The organism is Fusobacterium mortiferum ATCC 9817, assembly GCF_000158195.2.
GTDB lineage: Bacteria > Fusobacteriota > Fusobacteriia > Fusobacteriales > Fusobacteriaceae > Fusobacterium_A > Fusobacterium_A mortiferum.
The window spans coordinates 128,701-146,752 of the sequence record NZ_GL987987.1 but is presented as its reverse complement, the minus strand read 5'-3'; the positions used below and the strand labels follow the sequence as shown (position 1 = coordinate 146,752).

15 protein-coding genes are annotated in these 18,052 nt (G+C 28.6%); 4 read left to right on the top strand and 11 right to left on the bottom strand.

Going from position 1 to position 18,052, the window contains the following annotated elements:
- Positions 1-81: 81 nt before the first annotated feature.
- Positions 82-1,647 (top strand): sensor histidine kinase, encoded by a 1,566-nt coding sequence (locus FMAG_RS00780; protein ID WP_005883117.1) that lies wholly within the window; start codon positions 82-84, stop codon positions 1,645-1,647.
- Positions 1,625-2,287, top strand: coding sequence for a response regulator (locus tag FMAG_RS00775; protein ID WP_005883115.1), 663 nt, complete (start codon positions 1,625-1,627; stop codon positions 2,285-2,287). The genes FMAG_RS00780 and FMAG_RS00775 overlap by 23 nt, the downstream gene beginning before the upstream one ends.
- A gap of 12 nt (positions 2,288-2,299) precedes the next feature.
- Here the strand turns inward: FMAG_RS00775 and FMAG_RS00770 are convergent, their stop codons facing one another.
- A complete protein-coding gene (locus FMAG_RS00770) occupies positions 2,300-5,128 on the bottom strand; it encodes a DEAD/DEAH box helicase (protein ID WP_005883113.1) in 2,829 nt (942 codons plus the stop codon).
- Positions 5,129-5,297: 169 nt separating this feature from the next.
- On the opposite strand from FMAG_RS00770, the gene FMAG_RS00765 reads away from it, so the two are divergent.
- Complete coding sequence (locus tag FMAG_RS00765; RefSeq protein ID WP_005883111.1) at positions 5,298-5,747, top strand: MarR family transcriptional regulator; 450 nt, start codon at positions 5,298-5,300, stop codon at positions 5,745-5,747.
- Between the two features lie 11 nt (positions 5,748-5,758).
- Entirely contained in the window at positions 5,759-6,382 is a 624-nt protein-coding gene (locus FMAG_RS00760) for a YczE/YyaS/YitT family protein (RefSeq protein ID WP_005883109.1), read from the top strand.
- 78 nt (positions 6,383-6,460) lie between these two features.
- On the opposite strand, the gene FMAG_RS00755 is transcribed toward FMAG_RS00760, so the two are convergent.
- The 10 genes from FMAG_RS00755 to FMAG_RS00710 form a co-directional block, all read right to left on the bottom strand.
- Positions 6,461-8,098, bottom strand: a complete 1,638-nt coding sequence (locus FMAG_RS00755) for an FAD-binding protein (protein ID WP_005883107.1) — start codon at positions 8,096-8,098, stop codon at positions 6,461-6,463.
- 40 nt (positions 8,099-8,138) lie between these two features.
- Complete coding sequence (locus FMAG_RS00750; protein WP_005883105.1) at positions 8,139-9,074, bottom strand: NrtA/SsuA/CpmA family ABC transporter substrate-binding protein; 936 nt, start codon at positions 9,072-9,074, stop codon at positions 8,139-8,141.
- Between the two features lie 11 nt (positions 9,075-9,085).
- A complete protein-coding gene (locus FMAG_RS00745) occupies positions 9,086-9,784 on the bottom strand; it encodes an ABC transporter ATP-binding protein (protein ID WP_005883103.1) in 699 nt (232 codons plus the stop codon).
- A complete protein-coding gene (locus tag FMAG_RS00740; RefSeq protein WP_005883101.1) occupies positions 9,768-10,529 on the bottom strand; it encodes an ABC transporter permease in 762 nt (253 codons plus the stop codon). The genes FMAG_RS00745 and FMAG_RS00740 overlap by 17 nt, the downstream gene beginning before the upstream one ends.
- A 447-nt stretch (positions 10,530-10,976) precedes the next feature.
- The gene (locus FMAG_RS00735) at positions 10,977-12,068 is read right to left on the bottom strand and encodes an antitoxin (RefSeq protein WP_005883099.1); all 1,092 of its coding nucleotides are present in this window, start codon (positions 12,066-12,068) and stop codon (positions 10,977-10,979) included.
- A gap of 184 nt (positions 12,069-12,252) precedes the next feature.
- The gene (locus tag FMAG_RS00730) at positions 12,253-12,597 is read right to left on the bottom strand and encodes a DUF1667 domain-containing protein (RefSeq protein ID WP_005883096.1); all 345 of its coding nucleotides are present in this window, start codon (positions 12,595-12,597) and stop codon (positions 12,253-12,255) included.
- Entirely contained in the window at positions 12,597-13,859 is a 1,263-nt protein-coding gene (locus FMAG_RS00725) for an NAD(P)/FAD-dependent oxidoreductase (RefSeq protein ID WP_005883094.1), read from the bottom strand. The genes FMAG_RS00730 and FMAG_RS00725 overlap by 1 nt, the downstream gene beginning before the upstream one ends.
- Before the next feature lies 1 nt (position 13,860).
- Positions 13,861-15,306 (bottom strand): NAD(P)/FAD-dependent oxidoreductase, encoded by a 1,446-nt coding sequence (locus FMAG_RS00720; RefSeq protein WP_005883092.1) that lies wholly within the window; start codon positions 15,304-15,306, stop codon positions 13,861-13,863.
- Between the two features lie 141 nt (positions 15,307-15,447).
- Positions 15,448-16,953 (bottom strand): glycerol kinase GlpK, encoded by a 1,506-nt coding sequence (gene glpK / locus FMAG_RS00715; RefSeq protein ID WP_005883090.1) that lies wholly within the window; start codon positions 16,951-16,953, stop codon positions 15,448-15,450.
- Between the two features lie 33 nt (positions 16,954-16,986).
- On the bottom strand, positions 16,987-17,730 hold the full coding sequence (locus FMAG_RS00710; RefSeq protein WP_005883088.1) for an MIP/aquaporin family protein: 744 nt from the start codon (positions 17,728-17,730) through the stop codon (positions 16,987-16,989).
- Positions 17,731-18,052 lie beyond the last annotated feature (322 nt).

Genomic DNA, 18,052 nt, shown 5'->3' with positions numbered 1-18,052 from the left:
CTAAATTTTTTTTCGTTAAAAGTTCATTAATTTATCTTTTAATATATAGTATTTAAATAAAAAAATGTTAAGATAGTTATTATGAATAGACTAAATTTTAAAAGTAAACTTATTTTATATGTAACACTTATTAACTTTTTTACCCTTATTATCTCTTATGGAATTTTTATCAATATAAAACTTACTACAAATAAAGAAAATATAAATAGTAACCTTGTTGAAGTATCTAAATTAGTTGCAACTGATGATACCATTCTTCAAGCTGTAAGCACAGGTATAATCAATCCTGAAATTGATAAAAAAACAGACAAATATATATCATTATTTCAAAATATAGATATTATAGTAATAACAGATATTACTGGAAAAAAGTATTCACACTTAGATAAAAAACAAATTGGTCAAAAATTTGTTAATCCTGTAAACTGGGATAAAATTCTTAAAAATGAAGGATATTTTTCTACTATGCTTGGTTCTGTAGGTATTACTACTAGATGGTTCGAACCTATCTTATCACAGGAGAAAAACAAAGTACTTGGCTTTGTAATGATTGGAAAATATGATAACCTTATAAAAACTTCTAACAATTCTACTATAATAATCTTTACTTCACTATTTTTATTAGCGCTAACTATAGCTTTTATACTTTCTATATTTTTTGCTGGAGGAGTAAAAAAATCTTTATTTGGCTTAGAACCTGAAGATATTACTCAACTTCATATCAAAGAACAACTTATTATAAATAATTTAGAATCTGGATTGATTGCTCTCAATAAAGAAAATCAAATTGTAGGAGTAAATCAAGTATTCTTAAAAAAATTTCCATATCTTACTCCTGAAAAAGTTTTAAATCACACATTATCTTTACTGGGTGGGAACAATATTACTAGAACAGAAATTACAATAGATAATAATATATTCTATATAAAAATTCTTCCTATCTGCCAAGATGAAAAATATTTTGGAAATATTTTACTACTTGAAACACGTGATGATGTAGATTCTTATGCAAGAGAAATTACAGGTATTGATCAATTGGTAGAGGGAATGAGAGCCAACATACATGAATTTAAGAATAGACTTCATGTAATTCTAGGACTTATTAATATTAATAAATTAGATTTAGCTAAAAAATATATATTGGAGGCTCAAGAATTAAATGAGTATGATTTTAAAAAATATAATCAAATTAAAAATCCTTTTTTAAAGGCTATACTTTTAGGAAAAGAAGCTATTTGTAAAGAAAGAAAAATAGAGTTTATATTTGATTCAAAATCTAACTTTGAGCTTAAACCTAAAAAATTTTTTATTGAAGATCTAAGTACTATTATTGGAAATCTTATTGAAAACTCTATAGAGTCTTTTATAGACTATAATATAGATAATAAATTTATAAAAATACAAATATTACAAAATAAAAGCTTTTTTTCTATATCTGTTACTGATAATGGAAAATCTATTTCAGATGATATTCTTAATAAAATATTTGATTATGGTTTCTCTACAAAGGGGAAAAATCGTGGTGTTGGACTCTATCTTGTGCAAGAAAAATTAAAATTATATAACGGAAATATAAGAATAGAAAGAGATGAATCTAAAAAAACTTTTATTATAGAGGTGAAAAATGAAGAATGTTCTAATTGTTGAAGATGACCCAATGGTAGCTATGATTAACGAAGAGTATCTTTCTAGTTTTCAAAATATAAAAGTTCTTGGAAGAACTTTTACTGAAAAAGATACTTTAGATTTTTTAACTACTCATAAAGTTGATTTAATTATTTTAGATGTATTTTTAGGTGAAGAGAATGGAATAGAAATTTTGAAGAAAATAAGAACATTAGGTTATACCACTGATGTTATTATGATAACTTCTGCTAATGGAGGAGAAGATATAAAAAAAGCTTTCTCATTTGGTTGTATTGATTACTTAATAAAACCATTTGATTTTGAAAGATTAAAAATTAGTATAGATAAAATTTTTACTAGAGATGAAATCTTAAATAAATCTAAAGTTAAGCAAGATTCTATTGATAATATTCATTCTACTCCTTCTAGCTTAAATCTTCCAAAGGGATTGAATTCAAAAACATTAGAAAAAGTTACTCAAATTATATCTAATCTTCCAAATGAAGAGTTTGGAATAAAAGATATTTGTCAAATAACTGATATTAGCAATGTTACTATAAAAAAATATCTGGATTATTTAGAAAATATAAAATATATAACTAGTTTTACTAACTATGGAAATATTGGACGCCCTCTATATCTCTATAAAAAAATAAGGTAGATATACTCTACCTTATTTTCCTAATAAATATTCATATAATCTATTTTCTATCTCATCTTTCAAAAGTAACTCATACTCTACTACTTGATTTCCTTTATAATTTATTATCTCCTTAGGATTTAATACCTCTTTAACTTGTCCAAGGTAGTAAAAATTTTCTCCAGACTTTTTCTTAATAAAGGCTTCTAAAGTATAATAATTTTCTGCTATCTTTCCCTCTGCTGTAAGTTTACCATTTCTACTTAAACACCTTTGATTTTTTGAATACCAAGTAAATCTTCTATTATCAAAAAACTTATTATCATATTGGGTAAAAGGTGGTGTATCATCCAAAGTAATAAATAGTATTACTTTTCTCTGTTCTTCAAAAACAGTATATCCACTTACTTGGTAACCATTATTAAAATCTAAATTGAGATACCAAAATGCTTCCTGCTTACTATACTCCTTATATCTTAATATACTCTCCTCTTCTATTTGTTTATAGTTTTTCTCCACATACGCCAAGTTATATTTTATCAAATCATCTATTAGATTTTTAAAATACTCTTTCTCTTTGTAACTTTTTCTGAAATCGTTACTTAAAACTATATCCTCCCCATATCTTTCAATAATAGGTAAAAACTCCTTAGCTGTTGAAAGGCTTACAAATATCTCCTTTGCTAAATGCTTTATAGCATTTTCAATATTTTCCTTTTGATTACTTAAAGAGTATCTCTCTTTTAAAATTTTCTCTATCTCAGTTGTATTTATTTTTTCATCTCTCAATAATTTTTCTAAGATTATCATCTCATGCACTCTTTTAGCTGGAGTAAAAAAGCTAGATAAAAAAGTTAGATAGTTGCTCTCCCTTTCATTAAGAGCTGGAAACTCCTCTCTAGGTTTTAAAATTCTAAGTACCTCATCATAAGTTTTCTTATATTTCAATATTATACTTGGCTCTATCATATTCTTCTCAAAAAAATCATATAGCATAGGTATTCTTCCAAGTTGTTTTTCAAGAAGTACAAAGTCTTTTTCTATATTTTTCTTTGTAGAAAAGTTTGTTTTATTAATATTTTCAAAAATTCTCTCCTTAACTATCTCCTCAAAAATTATAGAACTCTGTCCTGGAATCATATCTGTTCCATTCATTATAAACCTTTTCATATAGTCTTTATCATAGCTACTATTTTGAGATACAGCTACAGGAATTAAAAAGTTTTTCTCATAGTTACCAATAAAATCAAGTATAACTACATACTCCTTATCTGGATATTTTCTAAGTCCTCTCCCTAGTTGTTGGATATATACAATTGATGACTCAGTAGGACGTAGCAGTATCACTTGATTCACACAAGGGATATCTACTCCCTCATTAAATATATCTACAGTTATAATATACTCTATCTTACCATTTTCAAGCTCAGTTATAGCCTTTTCTCTTTTCTCATCACTATCATCTCCAACTAAAGCTACACATTTTACTCCCCTCTTTTGAAATCGTTCCTCAAGAAGTAGTGCTTCCTCTACACGAGATACAAAAATAAGTCCATGAAGCTTTTCTCCACTATATCCATAAAATTTACTCTTCTCTAAAATATGGTTTACCCTTTCAGATGTTGTGAGTTTTTTTATTCCACTCTTCTCATTTATTAATTCCCCATCTACTTCTATATCAGAGATACCAAAATAATGAAAAGGGCATAGTAACTCCTCTTTTAAAGCATCATGCAATCTAATTTCATAAGCTATATTATTATCAAATAACTTATATATATCAAAATTATCTCCTCTCTCTGGAGTAGCTGTCATTCCCAATAAAAATTTAGGAGTAAAATAATTGATAACAGCCTGATAACTCTTTGCTCCTCCATGATGTACTTCATCTATTACTATATAATCAAAATAATCTGGAGAAAATTTTGCCAGATGATTCTCTTTACTTAAAGTTTGTATCATAGCAAAAACAACATCTGCTCCTTCTACTTCCTCATCTCCATATATTACTATTTTTTTATTTCTTAAAATATTTTCATAGGCTTCCTTTGACTTTTGAAGTATAGTTTTTCTATGAGCTATAAAGAGCACTTTTTGAGGATTTGAATTTTTTACATCAAAGGCACTAAGATAAGTTTTTCCTGTGCCTGTTGCACTAATAAGAAGTCCTCTTTTTTCATAATTTCTCAAAATTTTCAGATTTTCAAGAGCCTGTCTTTGCATAAGATTAGGAGTTATCTCCTTATACTCTTTTATCTCTTTCTTTTTTTTCTTGTTGTACTCCTTTGTAAGCATATATATTTTTTCATACTTATCAAGAAAATCACTATCCAATCTAGGAGTTTTATTATAAATCTCATAAAAATTATTTAAAATATCATGGGCTATCTTCCCATCTTTAAGAGAGTTAATTTTCAAATTCCATTCAAAATTTATAGTGAGAGCTGTTTGAGTAAGATTACTGCTTCCCACTATCATTGTCCATATATCTCCCTTTCTAAAAAAATACCCTTTAGCATGAAATTTTTCATCTGATAATATCTTCAACTCTATATTTTTAAACTCCAAAAGTTTTTTAAGTGCCTTAGGTTGAGTAAAAGTTAGGTAATCTCCTGTTAAAATTTTTCCCTTTACGTTTCTTTGCTCCAAATCTTTCAACTGTTCAAGTATCATAGTAACCCCACCTAAAGTTATAAAGGCTACTGAGATTATAAATTCATCACAACTTTCCAGCTCTCTTCTTATTAAACTTATTATTTTTTCTTCCCTATTAGAGATAAGCTTATGCTGATAAGATAGAATAGACTCCATATTTCTATCTATTAAACTTGTTTTTATACTATCTATTAATATATTCTCCACTATCTTCTCTTCTCCCTATATAATCAATTATTCATATTATATCATACACTTATAGGTATTTTTTATTCTAATTTTAATATTTTTCTTACAATAAATTTTTAAATTAAATCTTCTCTTGACAATAATACGTAAACGTATTAAAATATTTTTTGTAAGATTTTTTCTGGAGGTGATAAAAATAGATTTACTTGGTTATAATCTTTGTGTTACAGCTAAAAAATTCTCTCAACTTTTAACTGAAAAGTTTAAAGAGTATGAAATTACCCCTGAACAATGGGTTATAGTTAGAATACTTTTTGAAAGTGATATCCAACTTTCTCAAAAAGAATTAGCTATAAAATCTCAAAAAGACCAGAATACAGTTACAGCAATAATAGATAAGCTAGAGAAAAAAGGGTATGTTGAAAGAGTTAAAAGTAATGAGGATAAAAGAATTTTCAACATTATTTTGAAAGAAAAAATAAAAAAGAATATAAAAACTCTATATGAAATTGATGAAAACTTAACAAAAGAGATTTGTAAAAATCTAACTCAAGTTGAAATTGATAATTTAGAAAAAAGTCTAAAATCACTTTCAAATGAAATAGAGATAAAATTAAAAACTTTAAGAGAAATTTAGGAGAAAGAAAGATGAATCATTTTAAAAGAATTATTATTTATTGTATTGGACTATTTATTATGGCTATTGGAGTAACATTTTCTGTAAAATCTAATTTAGGAGTATCTCCAGTTAATGCTATACCCTATGTTGTAAGTTTAATCTCTGGACTAGATCAAGGATTATGTGTATCAGTTATTTTTTGTAGTTATATTATTTTACAAGTTTTTATCTTAAAAAAAGATTTTAAATTTCACAGCTTATTACAAATTATATGTGCAAGTCTATTTGGTTACTTTGTTTCTTTTTCAAATATGATATTTTACTTTACACCTTCTGAAAATTATATGATTAGACTAATCTATATGTTAGTTAGTATTATTCTAATTGGAATTGGTGTTTATCTATATTTAGAAGCTAAACTTGTTCCATTACCTGCTGAAGGTGTTATGATGGCACTTAAAGAAAAAACTATCTTTGAGTTCCATAATATAAAAATGGGATTTGATGTTACTACAGTTGTAATAGCTGTTATTATCTCTTTTATATTCTTAGAAAATATTTCTGGAGTGAGAGAGGGAACTATTATTGCTGCTATCCTTGTAGGAAAAGTTGTAGGTATACTCACAAAATTAAATTTAAAGAGAATAATTTAACAATACAAAAATAATTTTTAACTCTTAATTTTAATATAAAAAACCTCTTTACAACTTACCATTGTAAAGAGGTTTTTATTATCTAACTTTTACTTTCTCAATTATAAACTCATTATTTTTTCTTTTAACATTTAATTTTACAACTTCATTTGAAGTTTCTGGAAAATCTTCTCTATAGTGTGCTCCTCTACTTTCTTCACGATTTAAAATGCTCAAAGCTAACATCTTTATACTCTCTTCCATTAAATAGACTTCTAATGAACCTTCTTTTAAATTTTTCTCTATACTATAGCTTTCTCTCATATTTTTTAACTCTTCAAATAATCTTTTTACTTTTTCTGCACTTCTAACAATTCCTAAATTATCACTTGTAATATTTTTTAAGATTTTTATAACACTTTTTTTATCTAAGAGATTATTTTTATCTTCTCTAGTAATCTCTTTTATCCAAGCATTAAAATCTTGCTCAATATCTCTCTTTTTTAATTTAAGGCTTTTAGTATTTTTGATATATTCAACAGCATTGATAATAGCTCTATTTGCAAAAACTAAAGAACCACCTAAAGAATTTCCACCTAATCTATTGGCTCCTTCTATTATAGAAGCAACTTCTCCTATTGCATACAATCCATTTACTCCTGTTCTAGCAAATTCATCTATCTTTAGTCCACCATTACAACTATGAGCAAAATGACTGATGATAATATTATCTTTTAATAAATCTATTCCCATATCATTCTTTAGCCAATCTAAATAAACTATATAAAACTCTTCTTTATTTTCATAGAGCTCCTTAGAATATTTTATACTAACTCCCTCTGTTGGAATTTTTAAATCAATTATATGACTTTTAAAATCTACACTAAAAGGAGCATAACTACTTCTTTCTATCCAAAGCTCCTTATTTTTTTCATCATCTACTCCAGATAAAAGTAGATTATTTCTTAAATCATACATTCCTAAGCAATATTTAAGAGTATGTTCTCCAAATAATACATTATATTTGGGTTTTAAGAAAGCTGGTATAAATTGTATAAACTCCATATTTTGAGCTATAGCCCCAGCATCTAAAGCAGCAATATGTCCAATTCCATTTATTCCTTCTGGATAAAGACTATCTTTATAATTGCTAGCTACTCCACCAGTTGCTAGTATAATTACTTTAGACTTTACAAAGATAAAATTTTGTTTACATTGAAATATAGCTCCAACTACTCTTTTATCTTTAGTAACTATTCTAACCAAGGTACTATTTTCTAAAATATTTAATCCTCTGTGATTTTTTAATTTTCTTTTACATCTTTCCTTAGCTTTTTTCCAATTATTTATGAGATAGATATCTCTTGAATATTTTGCAAAACATGCAGGTCTAGAATCTTTACGAAGCCAAGGCTCAAATCCAATCTTATTTAATAGATATAAACTATTTTTTATATTTGAGATATAAGTTTTTATCAACTCAGGATTTTCCATTCCATTTCCCATTTTTACTATATCTTCATAATATCTTTCACAATCATCTTTATCTTTTGTAACTTGTATTCCCAATGTTCCTTTTAGTGGAAAATAACTAGCTCCACCACACAATTTTTTATTTGTCACAAGACAAACTCTTTTTCTCTTTTTTAGAGCTCTCTCTGTTGCTATAAGCCCTGCTATCCCAGTTCCTACAACTAAAATTTCCGTTTTAAATTCTTTTTTTATTTTTATTTTCAATCCTCAATCTCCTTGTTAATAAATCTTATATCTAAAAATATTATTTAGCTATAATATTGTTTATATCTATTCTATTCTCTTGCATACCATTTTTTATTAAAAACTCTTGTGTCTCTATTAAATCTTGAATATCTGCCTCTCTTATCTCTGGATTAAAATCATATAGTGGATATAACTCTAGTACCTCGTCCTTTGTTAGTCCTACATCTTCAGCTATTATTTTTAAAGTATTTTCAAAATTTTCATCAATATATTTTACTGTCTCTTCATTAACTTTTAAAAATCTCTTAACTAACTCTGGATTCTCTTTTAAAAATTTTCCACTTACAGCTGTAACTACTAGTCCTTGTGTCAATCCTTCCCCATTACTTACTACCTTAGCACCATTTTTTATAGCTTTTAAAGCTACAGGTCCAGCAAGTAGAGCTGCATCTATACGTCCACTTTCCATAGCTGCTAAAGCATCAGGAAGTCCCATATTTATAAATTCTACATCTTCCTCTTTAAGATTTCCTTTCCCTAAATATCCTACTAACACTTGATGAAGTATTGTTCCTTTTGGTCCTCCAATTTTTTTCCCTTTCAATGACTCAGGAGTATTTATTTCATCTTTTTTTGAAAGAATCATAAATCCCTTTGGTGATCTACTATATACATTGGTAATTTTTAAATCTACTCCATTAGAAGCTGCTATTATAGCAGAAGTTCCACCTAGTGCATGTAAAAAATCTAACTCTCCAGCTGCTAGAGCATTAGTTTGTTCTGGTCCTGTTGTCAATTCATAAAAATTTATCTTTATTCCATCTTTTTCAAACTCTTTATCAAACATTTTTAAGTTTTTTTCTAAAATAGATGGAATATTTAATGGAGATTTAACATAAGTCAAATTTATGTTTTCAACTTTTTTATCCTTTCCACATGCACCTACTAATAATAATAAACTCATACTTACTAAAACCATTATCTTTTTTAACATATTTATCCTCCTTAATTTTCTATTAAATCTATTATTTTACCTTTTAATTTTATTAATTCCATATCTTCTATCTCTCTTGGATAATTTTTATCTATTCTAAATTCTATTATTTTTCCCTCTTTTATAACTAAAACTCTATGAGCTAGAGCTAGTGCTTCATCTAAATTATGTGTTACAAAAATTATTCCTATCTTAGTTTTTTCATAGATTTTTAACAACTCTTTTTGTAATTGCCTCCTAGTAAAATAATCTAAAGCTGAAAAAGGCTCATCCATAAACAGTGTATCTGGCTCATAACTTAAAGCTCTAGCTAATGCTACTCTTTGAGCCATTCCTCCAGATAGTTCTTGAGGGTAACTTTTCCTATACTCCCCCAACCCTATCATCTCTAAATATTTATCTACATTCTCTTTTCTCCCGTGAATAGTTATATTCTCCTCTACAGTAAGCCAAGGCAATAATCTACTCTCTTGAAAAACTACCCCATATTTTCCTTGAGCTTCTAAATTATTTTCATCATAAAATTTCACTTCCCCTTGAATATCTTCATCTAATTTAGATAATATCCTCATTAAAGTAGTTTTCCCACAGCCACTTTTTCCCAAGATAACTGTTATTTCATCATTTTTTATCTCTAAATCTAAATTTTTAAAAACCTCTTTTTTTTCATAGATTTTAGTTAAGTTTTTTACTCTATATAAACCTCTCATACAAGCTTCCTTTTCTTTTTTTTAAATATTTATCAGTAAAAATAGAAAATATATAATCTGTAATCATTCCTAAAAATCCTATGGATAATATACCAACAACTACTATATCTGACCTAGATATTTGTTGGGCATCTAAAATTAGATATCCTATCCCTGAAGATGAAGCTATAAGTTCCGCTGCTATTATTGCTCTCCAACTATAACCAAGCCCCAACTTTAATCCTAGAAGTATATCTGGAATAGCACTTGGTAATATTATCTTTTTAAATATCTCCATATGAGTTAAATTAAAAACTTTCCCAACCTCTATATATTTCTCATCACAACTTACTATCCCTTTTAGTGAATTTAAAAATATGGGAAAAAAACTAGCTAATATTATTATTACTATTTTTGATAACTCTCCTATTCCAAACCAGAGTATTATCATTGGAACTAGGGCTAACGGGGGAACATGCCTCATAAATTCCAACAGATTTTTAAAATACTCATATAATTTAGGCTTTATACCAAATACTATTCCAAGAGGAAGAGCAAAAAATATAGATATTCCAAAACCTATTATAACTCTTCTTAAACTTATAGCTACGCTATTTAGTAATTTTCTATTTTTTGATAAAATAAAAAAACTTTTTATTACCTTTTCAGGAGATGGAATTATAAAGCTATTCCATAATTTAAAAACTGAACCTAAATACCATATAAAAAATATAAGTATAATTATATAAAATCTTCTTTTATACATTTTATCTGCTCCTTTCTATCACTATTATAGCAGAAAAATTTCTAAACTAATCAAAAAATAATGGAACTGTTGCAATTTAAGAAATTAAAGTTATTATAACTAATTCAAGAATGACTTTTGCTATGTAAAAAAACTAAGAATTGTTCCATATTCTAAAAATTTGAATGAGAAATAGCTTAAGAATTACACAATTCTTAAAGTTCTTTATCAATATAAAATTGTCATTCTTGAATTTTATTACTTTTCTAAGTAAATTTCTTAAATTGAAATCGGGATAAAATAAGAGTAAAGAAAAAGGAAAAAAATTTACTGTAATGAGCATTGCTTAAGCACTAGCGATTGGAAGTAAACTTTTTTCCTTTTATATTATTAAATATTTTTATTTTTTGATTTCAATTTAAGAATTTGCAACAGTCTCTTATATCTTTTATATAATTATTTTATCTATTATAGGAAATTTTCATTGAAGTATACCATTAGAGCTTCATACTCTTTCTTAGTATCAGCTACAGTGTATATATCTACTCTAAATCCTCCCATAGAAGTTTTCATTTCAAGAGCTAATGTACTCTCAAAATCATCACTATCTAAAATAAAGAATTTAGAAACTTTTAATTTTCTATTTGGATTATGGAATACAACTTTTAATTTATTTACATATGGAGAACCTTTTAATAAACTTAACATATCATCTAACTCTTGTGGTCTCTCTGTTATTGTTGAAGATGGTATCTCTTTTTCACTTACAGGAATATTAGTAGTTCTTCTTGGTAAATATTTACAATTTTTAACAGTCTTTAAGTAAAAGTCTCCCATTGCAGATAATTCTACATAAGTTTTTTCTCCATCTTTTATCTCTTCTAAGAAGTAAGATAACTCTAAGTTTTCATTTAAATATTTTTCAACTTTTTCTTTTTCTAATCTTTCATTATTTGAAATAGTATTGAAAAACTCTTTATTTTCTAAATAGTAGTTATAGTCTATCTTTATAGGTAAAGGTGGTATCTCAGTAACATCTTCAAACTCTCTAAACATAAAATATGATTTAATTCCAAGAATTTGAGCCATAAGACTTACCATAAATATCTCTGCTGTATAACCTCCAACTGTACATACAGCTATATTATATTTATTTCCAACTTGTTCTACTATATCTCCAACTTCTTCTACTAGATTTCTTAATCCTTTTGTTCTAAACTCATCAGGATTTCTTTTATTCATTTTTTCAACAGCTTTTCTAGTAACTCTTCTTACTATTCCTTTGCTTAAGAAAAATTCCTCTAATACCTCTCCAGCTAATCTTCCATTTACAGTATCATGTGTTATCATAAATAGATGTCTTCCTGAAAAAATATCTTTCTCTCTTAAATTTTCTACTGCAATAATCTCTGATCCAAATCTCTTATCTCTAAGGTCTACCATACTCTCTTTTTCATAGTAGCTTAAAATATCATCTTTAGTTATATTTTCCTTTTCCGGATTGTGTTCAATATAGTTTTCTATTAAACTTGTACCTACTGTAATTATTAAATTATCCAATTTGTTTCCCCCTATCTTTAAATAAAATTCTCTCTACATTTATTATTACCTTTAAATAGCTGTTTTGTCAATCTTTATTTTCAAAACTATACATTTAATTTAAGTTATAAAATTTTAATAAATTTATTTTAATAAAAAAAACTCAAGAACAATTTTTCTATTCTTGAGTTTTTATAAACTATCTCTACATATCTCTACAAGCTATAATATCTGCTCCAGTTCCTAAAACATTTTTTATTATTATATCTCCATGTTTTACTGGTGCTTTTACTTCTATGTTATTTAACAACTTCATACATTCAAAATTTAATTCTTTTGGAATACTTGTACTAGTTTTTACTGGTAATCTATTGTGGATTCCTCCTACTACTCTTACTGTTGAAGTAATTACTCTTTTAGGAGCAGTTAACTCCTCCTTAGCATAAATTGCTCCTCTTGGACAAATATTTCCCTTTACATCTAAAGTATCTGTATCTATTGTTAAGTGACATCCCATAGGACATACTATACATACCATCTCTTTTATCATTATTTTTCCTCCTCTGGCACTAAACAAACTACTAGCTCATTACCTTTTACACTTTCTAATAGTTTCTTAGGAACTACTACTTTTTCCATCTCTCCAGGAGCTAGATGAGCCTTCTTCATATTTACTAATACTGTATCTCCATCTTTTACTTGTAATCTCATATTTTTATATATGTTATTTACTCTCATAGAGATTTCTAAAAAATTTTCTATATTTTCAAATCTATATTTTTGAGGAACAGTGTAAGTCACTCCAAACCCATTTTTAAGCTCTATATACTCTCCATTTTGTACTTCATCTTTTACAAATTTAGCAGCTGCTTTTCCTGCTTTTCTAGCTTCAGCACTTACAAAGTCAACTAAGTCATGTACATGAACTACATTTCCACAAGCAAATATTCCAGGAATACTTGTTTCCATCATCTCATTTACAACTGGTCCAGAAGTTCTTCTATCTATTACGATTCCTGTTTTTCTTGAAATATCATTTTCTGGAATAAGTCCTACTGATAAAAGTAATGTATCACACTCATACTCTATCTCTGTACCAGGAATAGGTCTTCTATTTTCATCTACCTTAGCTATTGTAACTCCCTCTACTCTCTCTTTTCCTTTTATATCTACTACTGTATGACTTAAATATAATGGAATATTATAATCATTTAAGCATTGAGCTATATTTCTAGCTAATCCTCCAGAGAATGGCATAAGTTCTACAACTGCTTGTACCTCTGCTCCCTCTAATGTCATTCTTCTAGCCATAATAAGCCCAATATCTCCAGAACCTAAGATAAGAACTTTTTTACCTACCATATATCCTTCCATATTTATAAATCTTTGAGCTGTTCCAGCTGTAAATACTCCTGCTGGTCTCTCTCCTGGAATAGATATAGCTCCTCTTGTTCTCTCTCTACATCCCATAGCTAAAACTATTGCTTTAGCTTCTATCATCATATATCCATCTACTGTATTGATAGCATGAACTATTTTTTCAGGAGTTACTTCTAATACCATAGTATCTAATTTATACTCTATATTCTTCTCTTTAAGTTTTTTAATAAATCTTTCTGCATACTCTGGTCCAGTAAGCTCCTCTTTGAATTCGTGTAATCCAAATCCATTGTGGATACACTGTTGTAATATTCCTCCAAGTTCTTTGTCTCTCTCTATTACTAAAATATTTTCTACTCCATTATTTCTAGCTTCTATTGCTGCTGCAAGACCTCCAGGTCCTCCACCAATAACCACTAAATCGTATCTCATCTTATAGTTCCTCCTGTTTTTTAGTTTCTCCAGTAAGGATATATGACCCTACTTTATCTAATACTATATCTTCTAATTTTTGATTTAATTCTCTTGCTAAAATCTCTTGTACTCTTGGTCCACAGAATCCACCTTGACATCTTCCCATTCCAGGTCTGCATCTCTTTTTAATACCATCTACTGTCTTAGCTCCTACCATTCTATGAATTACATCAACTATCTCTCCTTCAGTGATATTTTCACATCTACAAATTATTCTTCCATATCTTGGGTCTTTTTTAATTACCTCTGCTTTCTCTTCATTAGAAAGTTCCATAAAATGAATTTGTGGTCTATTTTTCTTGTGCTCCTCTTTTTTCTTTACATCTCCTAATCTTTCCACTATCATCTTAGCTACATCTACTCCAATAGCTGGTGCTGATGTAAGTCCAGGAGATTTTGTCCCTGCTATATTAAAGAAATAAGGCGCATCTTCTGCTTCTCCTATAATAAAATCATCTATATCTGCTTCTGCTCTAAGCCCACTAAAGTTTTTAATATTATCTCTAAAGTTTATATCTTTTACACTTTTAGTTGCAGTTGCTCTAATTTTATCTAATCCACTTAGAGTGTTTCCTACATACTCTTTATTCTCTACCTTTTCAGCTGTTGGTCCTACTATTAAGTTTCCATGCGCTGTTGGTGCTACTAAAACTCCTTTCCCAACTTTTGTAGGACATTGGAAAATCACACTACTTACTAGGTTCCCTTGTACTTTATCTAATAAAAAGTATTCTCCAGCTCTTGGAGTAATTTTAAACTTTCTTTCACTTACCATGTTATTTATCTCATCAGCAAACACCCCAGCAGCATTTACTAAAGCTCTAGTTTCTAATTCTTCTCCATTTGCAAGTATCACTTTATATCCATTTTCTAATTTTTCTATCTTTTCAACCTTAGCATCAGTTATTACTTCTACTCCATTCAATGCTGCATTTTCCAACATTTTTATAGTTACTTCCCAAGGTCCTGTTACCCCAGCTGTTGGAGCATATAATGCTGCTACAACCTCTTTACTTACATTTGGCTCCATTGCAAATACTTCTTCTTTTTCTATAATTCTCATATTAGGAATTCCATTTTTTAATCCTCTATTATATAGTAAAGTTAAATGTGCTCTTTCCTCTTCTGAAAATGCTAAAACTAATGAACCTGTTCTTTTAAATGGAGCATCTATCTCTTTACATAAATCTTCATACATAGCATTTCCTAATGCATTGTACTTTGCCATTAAAGTTCCCTCTGGTGCATCATATCCAGCATGTACTATTCCAGAGTTAGCTTTACTTGTTCCATTAGAAACATCATGCTCTTTCTCCAATACTTTTACTTTTAAATCATATTTTGCTAATTCGTAAGCTGTAGCAGCTCCCATTATCCCTGCTCCAATTACAATAACATCTAACATACCTTCCTCCTTAATTTTTCCAATAAAAAAAAGTCAGCAAACAGACAGATTACCTCTGTCTACTGCTGACTCTCCATTTCTCCAGTCGTTTATTCTTTTACAGTAATATTATCCTACTTTTCAGTCATTTTGTCAAGAAGTTTAATCCTCTTTTTCCCACTCCATAGCCCTTTTTACAGCTTTTTTCCAACCAGAATATTTTTTTACTCTCTCATCTTCAGCCATATTTGGAGTAAACTCTTTCTCTAATTTCCATTGTGAACTAATCTCATCTTTAGTTTCCCAAAATCCAACTGCTAATCCTGCTAAATATGCAGCTCCTAAAGCAGTTGTTTCAAGAGTTTCAGGTCTTCTAACATTTGTTCCTAAGATATCTGCTTGGAATTCCATTAAAAAATTATTGGCTGCTGCTCCTCCATCAACTTTAAGGCTTGCTAATTTTATTCCTGAATCTTCTTGCATAGCTTCTAATACATCTCTAGTTTGATAAGCTATTGATTCCAATGTTGCTCTTATAATATGATTTTTATTTGCTCCACGAGTAAGTCCTAAGATAGCACCTCTAGCATACATATCCCAGTATGGTGCTCCTAAGCCTACAAAAGCTGGTACAACATATACTCCACCATTGTCTTTTACTTTTCTAGCAAAATATTCTGTATCTCTAGCTTCTCCTACCAACTTCAACTCATCTCTTAACCATTGAACACTAGCTCCACCTATAAATATACTTCCCTCTAATGCATATTCAACTTTTCCATTAAGTCCTATTGCTATTGTTGTTACAAGACCATTTTTGCTTCTTACCATCTTTTCCCCTGTATTCATTAGTAGGAAGCATCCTGTTCCATATGTATTTTTAGAATCTCCCTCTTTAAAACATGCTTGTCCAAATAATGCTGCTTGTTGGTCTCCTGCTACTCCAGCGATTGGAACTCTATGTCCACCTTTTCCTCCTAAGTTAGCATATCCAAATGTTCCACTGCTATCTTTTACTTTTGGTAACAGCGATTTAGGTATTCCTAGTACTTTTAATAACTTTTCATCCCATTCCAATTTTTTTATATTATAAATCATTGTTCTTGAAGCATTTGTATAATCTGTAGCATGAACTTTTCCATTTGTCAGTTTCCATATCAACCAAGTATCAACAGTTCCAAATAAAAGCTCTCCTTTTTCTGCTTTCTCTTTAGCTCCTTCTACATTATCTAGAATCCATTTTATTTTTGTTCCAGAGAAATAAGCATCTATTAAAAGTCCTGTATTCTCTTTTACGTATTCCTCCAATCCCTTTATTTTCTTTAATTCATCACATATTTTAGCTGTTCTTCTACATTGCCAAACTATAGCATTATATACTGGCTTTCCTGTATTTTTATCCCATACAATAGTAGTTTCTCTTTGATTTGTTATTCCTATACCTATAATATCATGTTGAGATATCCCTGTTCTAGCAATTACTTCTGCTAATACTCCACTTTGACTTGACCATATTTCCATTGCATCATGTTCAACCCATCCTTCTTTAGGATATATCTGTGTAAACTCTTTTTGAGCTACTCCAACTATTTGTTGTTCACTATCAAAAACAATTGCTCTTGAACTTGTAGTTCCTTGGTCTAATGCTATTATATATTTTTTATCCATTGCTAAAACCTCCAATATTTTTATCTGTATTCTTTATCCTAAACAAATTGTACAAGTTGTTGAAAATATATTAAATAAACCTATTCCTATCAATGCACCTATAATAGGACCTACTATAGGTACCCAAGCATAACTCCAATTTGAATCTCCTTTTCCTTTTATAGGTAATAATGCATGAGCTATTCTTGGTCCTAAATCTCTTGCAGGATTAATAGCGAAACCTGTTGCTCCTCCAGTAGCCATACCAATTACACAAATAAGCATTCCCACCAAAAATGGTTTTATTCCTGGATCAACCATATTTTTCCCATAACCAATTGCTAATATTCCAATAACTAAAATAGCAGTTCCAATCATCTCTGTTACAATATTCCAAGGCTTATTATCAATAGCTGGTCCTGTTACAAAAACTCCTAATTTAGTTCCTTTACTTGGTTCTTCATCTAACAGATTTTTATAAGTTAAATATGCCAAAGTTGCTCCTAATATTCCTCCTAATATTTGAGCTAGAATATAACCTGGTACTAATTTCCAAGATAATGTTCCATCAAAAGCTAATGCTATTGTTAATGCTGGATTTAAATGTGCTCCACTTACCCAACCAGTTAAATAAGCAGCCATTGTTACTGATATTCCCCAGCCAAAACAAGTTACCATCCAGCCTCCACCCTTTCCATAGCTTTTATTTAAGCTTAGGGTCATATTAATACCATTTCCTAAAAGTAAAAGAAAAGTTGTTCCCAAAAACTCTGCTAAATACATTGAACTTGATTCCATATGAAGTCCTCCTATTTATTTTTTATATAAAAAAAGCTGAGTAGCATTAAAAAAATGCTTTACTCAGCTCTCTTTTTTTGTATAATATAGTCGCCAAACAAAATATACAAAAGGAGATATACATGCTTTTAAAACACATATTCTCTGATATTAATATATCAAATCTTTTAACTCATGTCAAAAAATATTTTTACTATAATCATTTTCTTTACATTGAAGAGACTATTCAAAAATTTCTTGCTTGTTCAATTGATAAAGCTTTCATTGTTTATCAATGCCCTCTGTGCGGTAGCGCTCATTAAATTTAAAATTTACTTGTAAA

Coding starts and splice junctions, on each gene's coding strand:
- FMAG_RS00740 (WP_005883101.1), bottom strand. CDS start 10,529: ATGTATAAAAGAAGATTTTATATAATTATACTTATATTTTTTATATGG.
- FMAG_RS00775 (WP_005883115.1), top strand. CDS start 1,625: ATGAAGAATGTTCTAATTGTTGAAGATGACCCAATGGTAGCTATGATT.
- FMAG_RS00780 (WP_005883117.1), top strand. CDS start 82: ATGAATAGACTAAATTTTAAAAGTAAACTTATTTTATATGTAACACTT.
- FMAG_RS00725 (WP_005883094.1), bottom strand. CDS start 13,859: ATGAGATACGATTTAGTGGTTATTGGTGGAGGACCTGGAGGTCTTGCA.
- FMAG_RS00745 (WP_005883103.1), bottom strand. CDS start 9,784: ATGAGAGGTTTATATAGAGTAAAAAACTTAACTAAAATCTATGAAAAA.
- FMAG_RS00720 (WP_005883092.1), bottom strand. CDS start 15,306: ATGTTAGATGTTATTGTAATTGGAGCAGGGATAATGGGAGCTGCTACA.
- FMAG_RS00730 (WP_005883096.1), bottom strand. CDS start 12,597: ATGATAAAAGAGATGGTATGTATAGTATGTCCTATGGGATGTCACTTA.
- FMAG_RS00760 (WP_005883109.1), top strand. CDS start 5,759: ATGAATCATTTTAAAAGAATTATTATTTATTGTATTGGACTATTTATT.
- FMAG_RS00750 (WP_005883105.1), bottom strand. CDS start 9,074: ATGTTAAAAAAGATAATGGTTTTAGTAAGTATGAGTTTATTATTATTA.
- FMAG_RS00710 (WP_005883088.1), bottom strand. CDS start 17,730: ATGGAATCAAGTTCAATGTATTTAGCAGAGTTTTTGGGAACAACTTTT.
- glpK (WP_005883090.1), bottom strand. CDS start 16,953: ATGGATAAAAAATATATAATAGCATTAGACCAAGGAACTACAAGTTCA.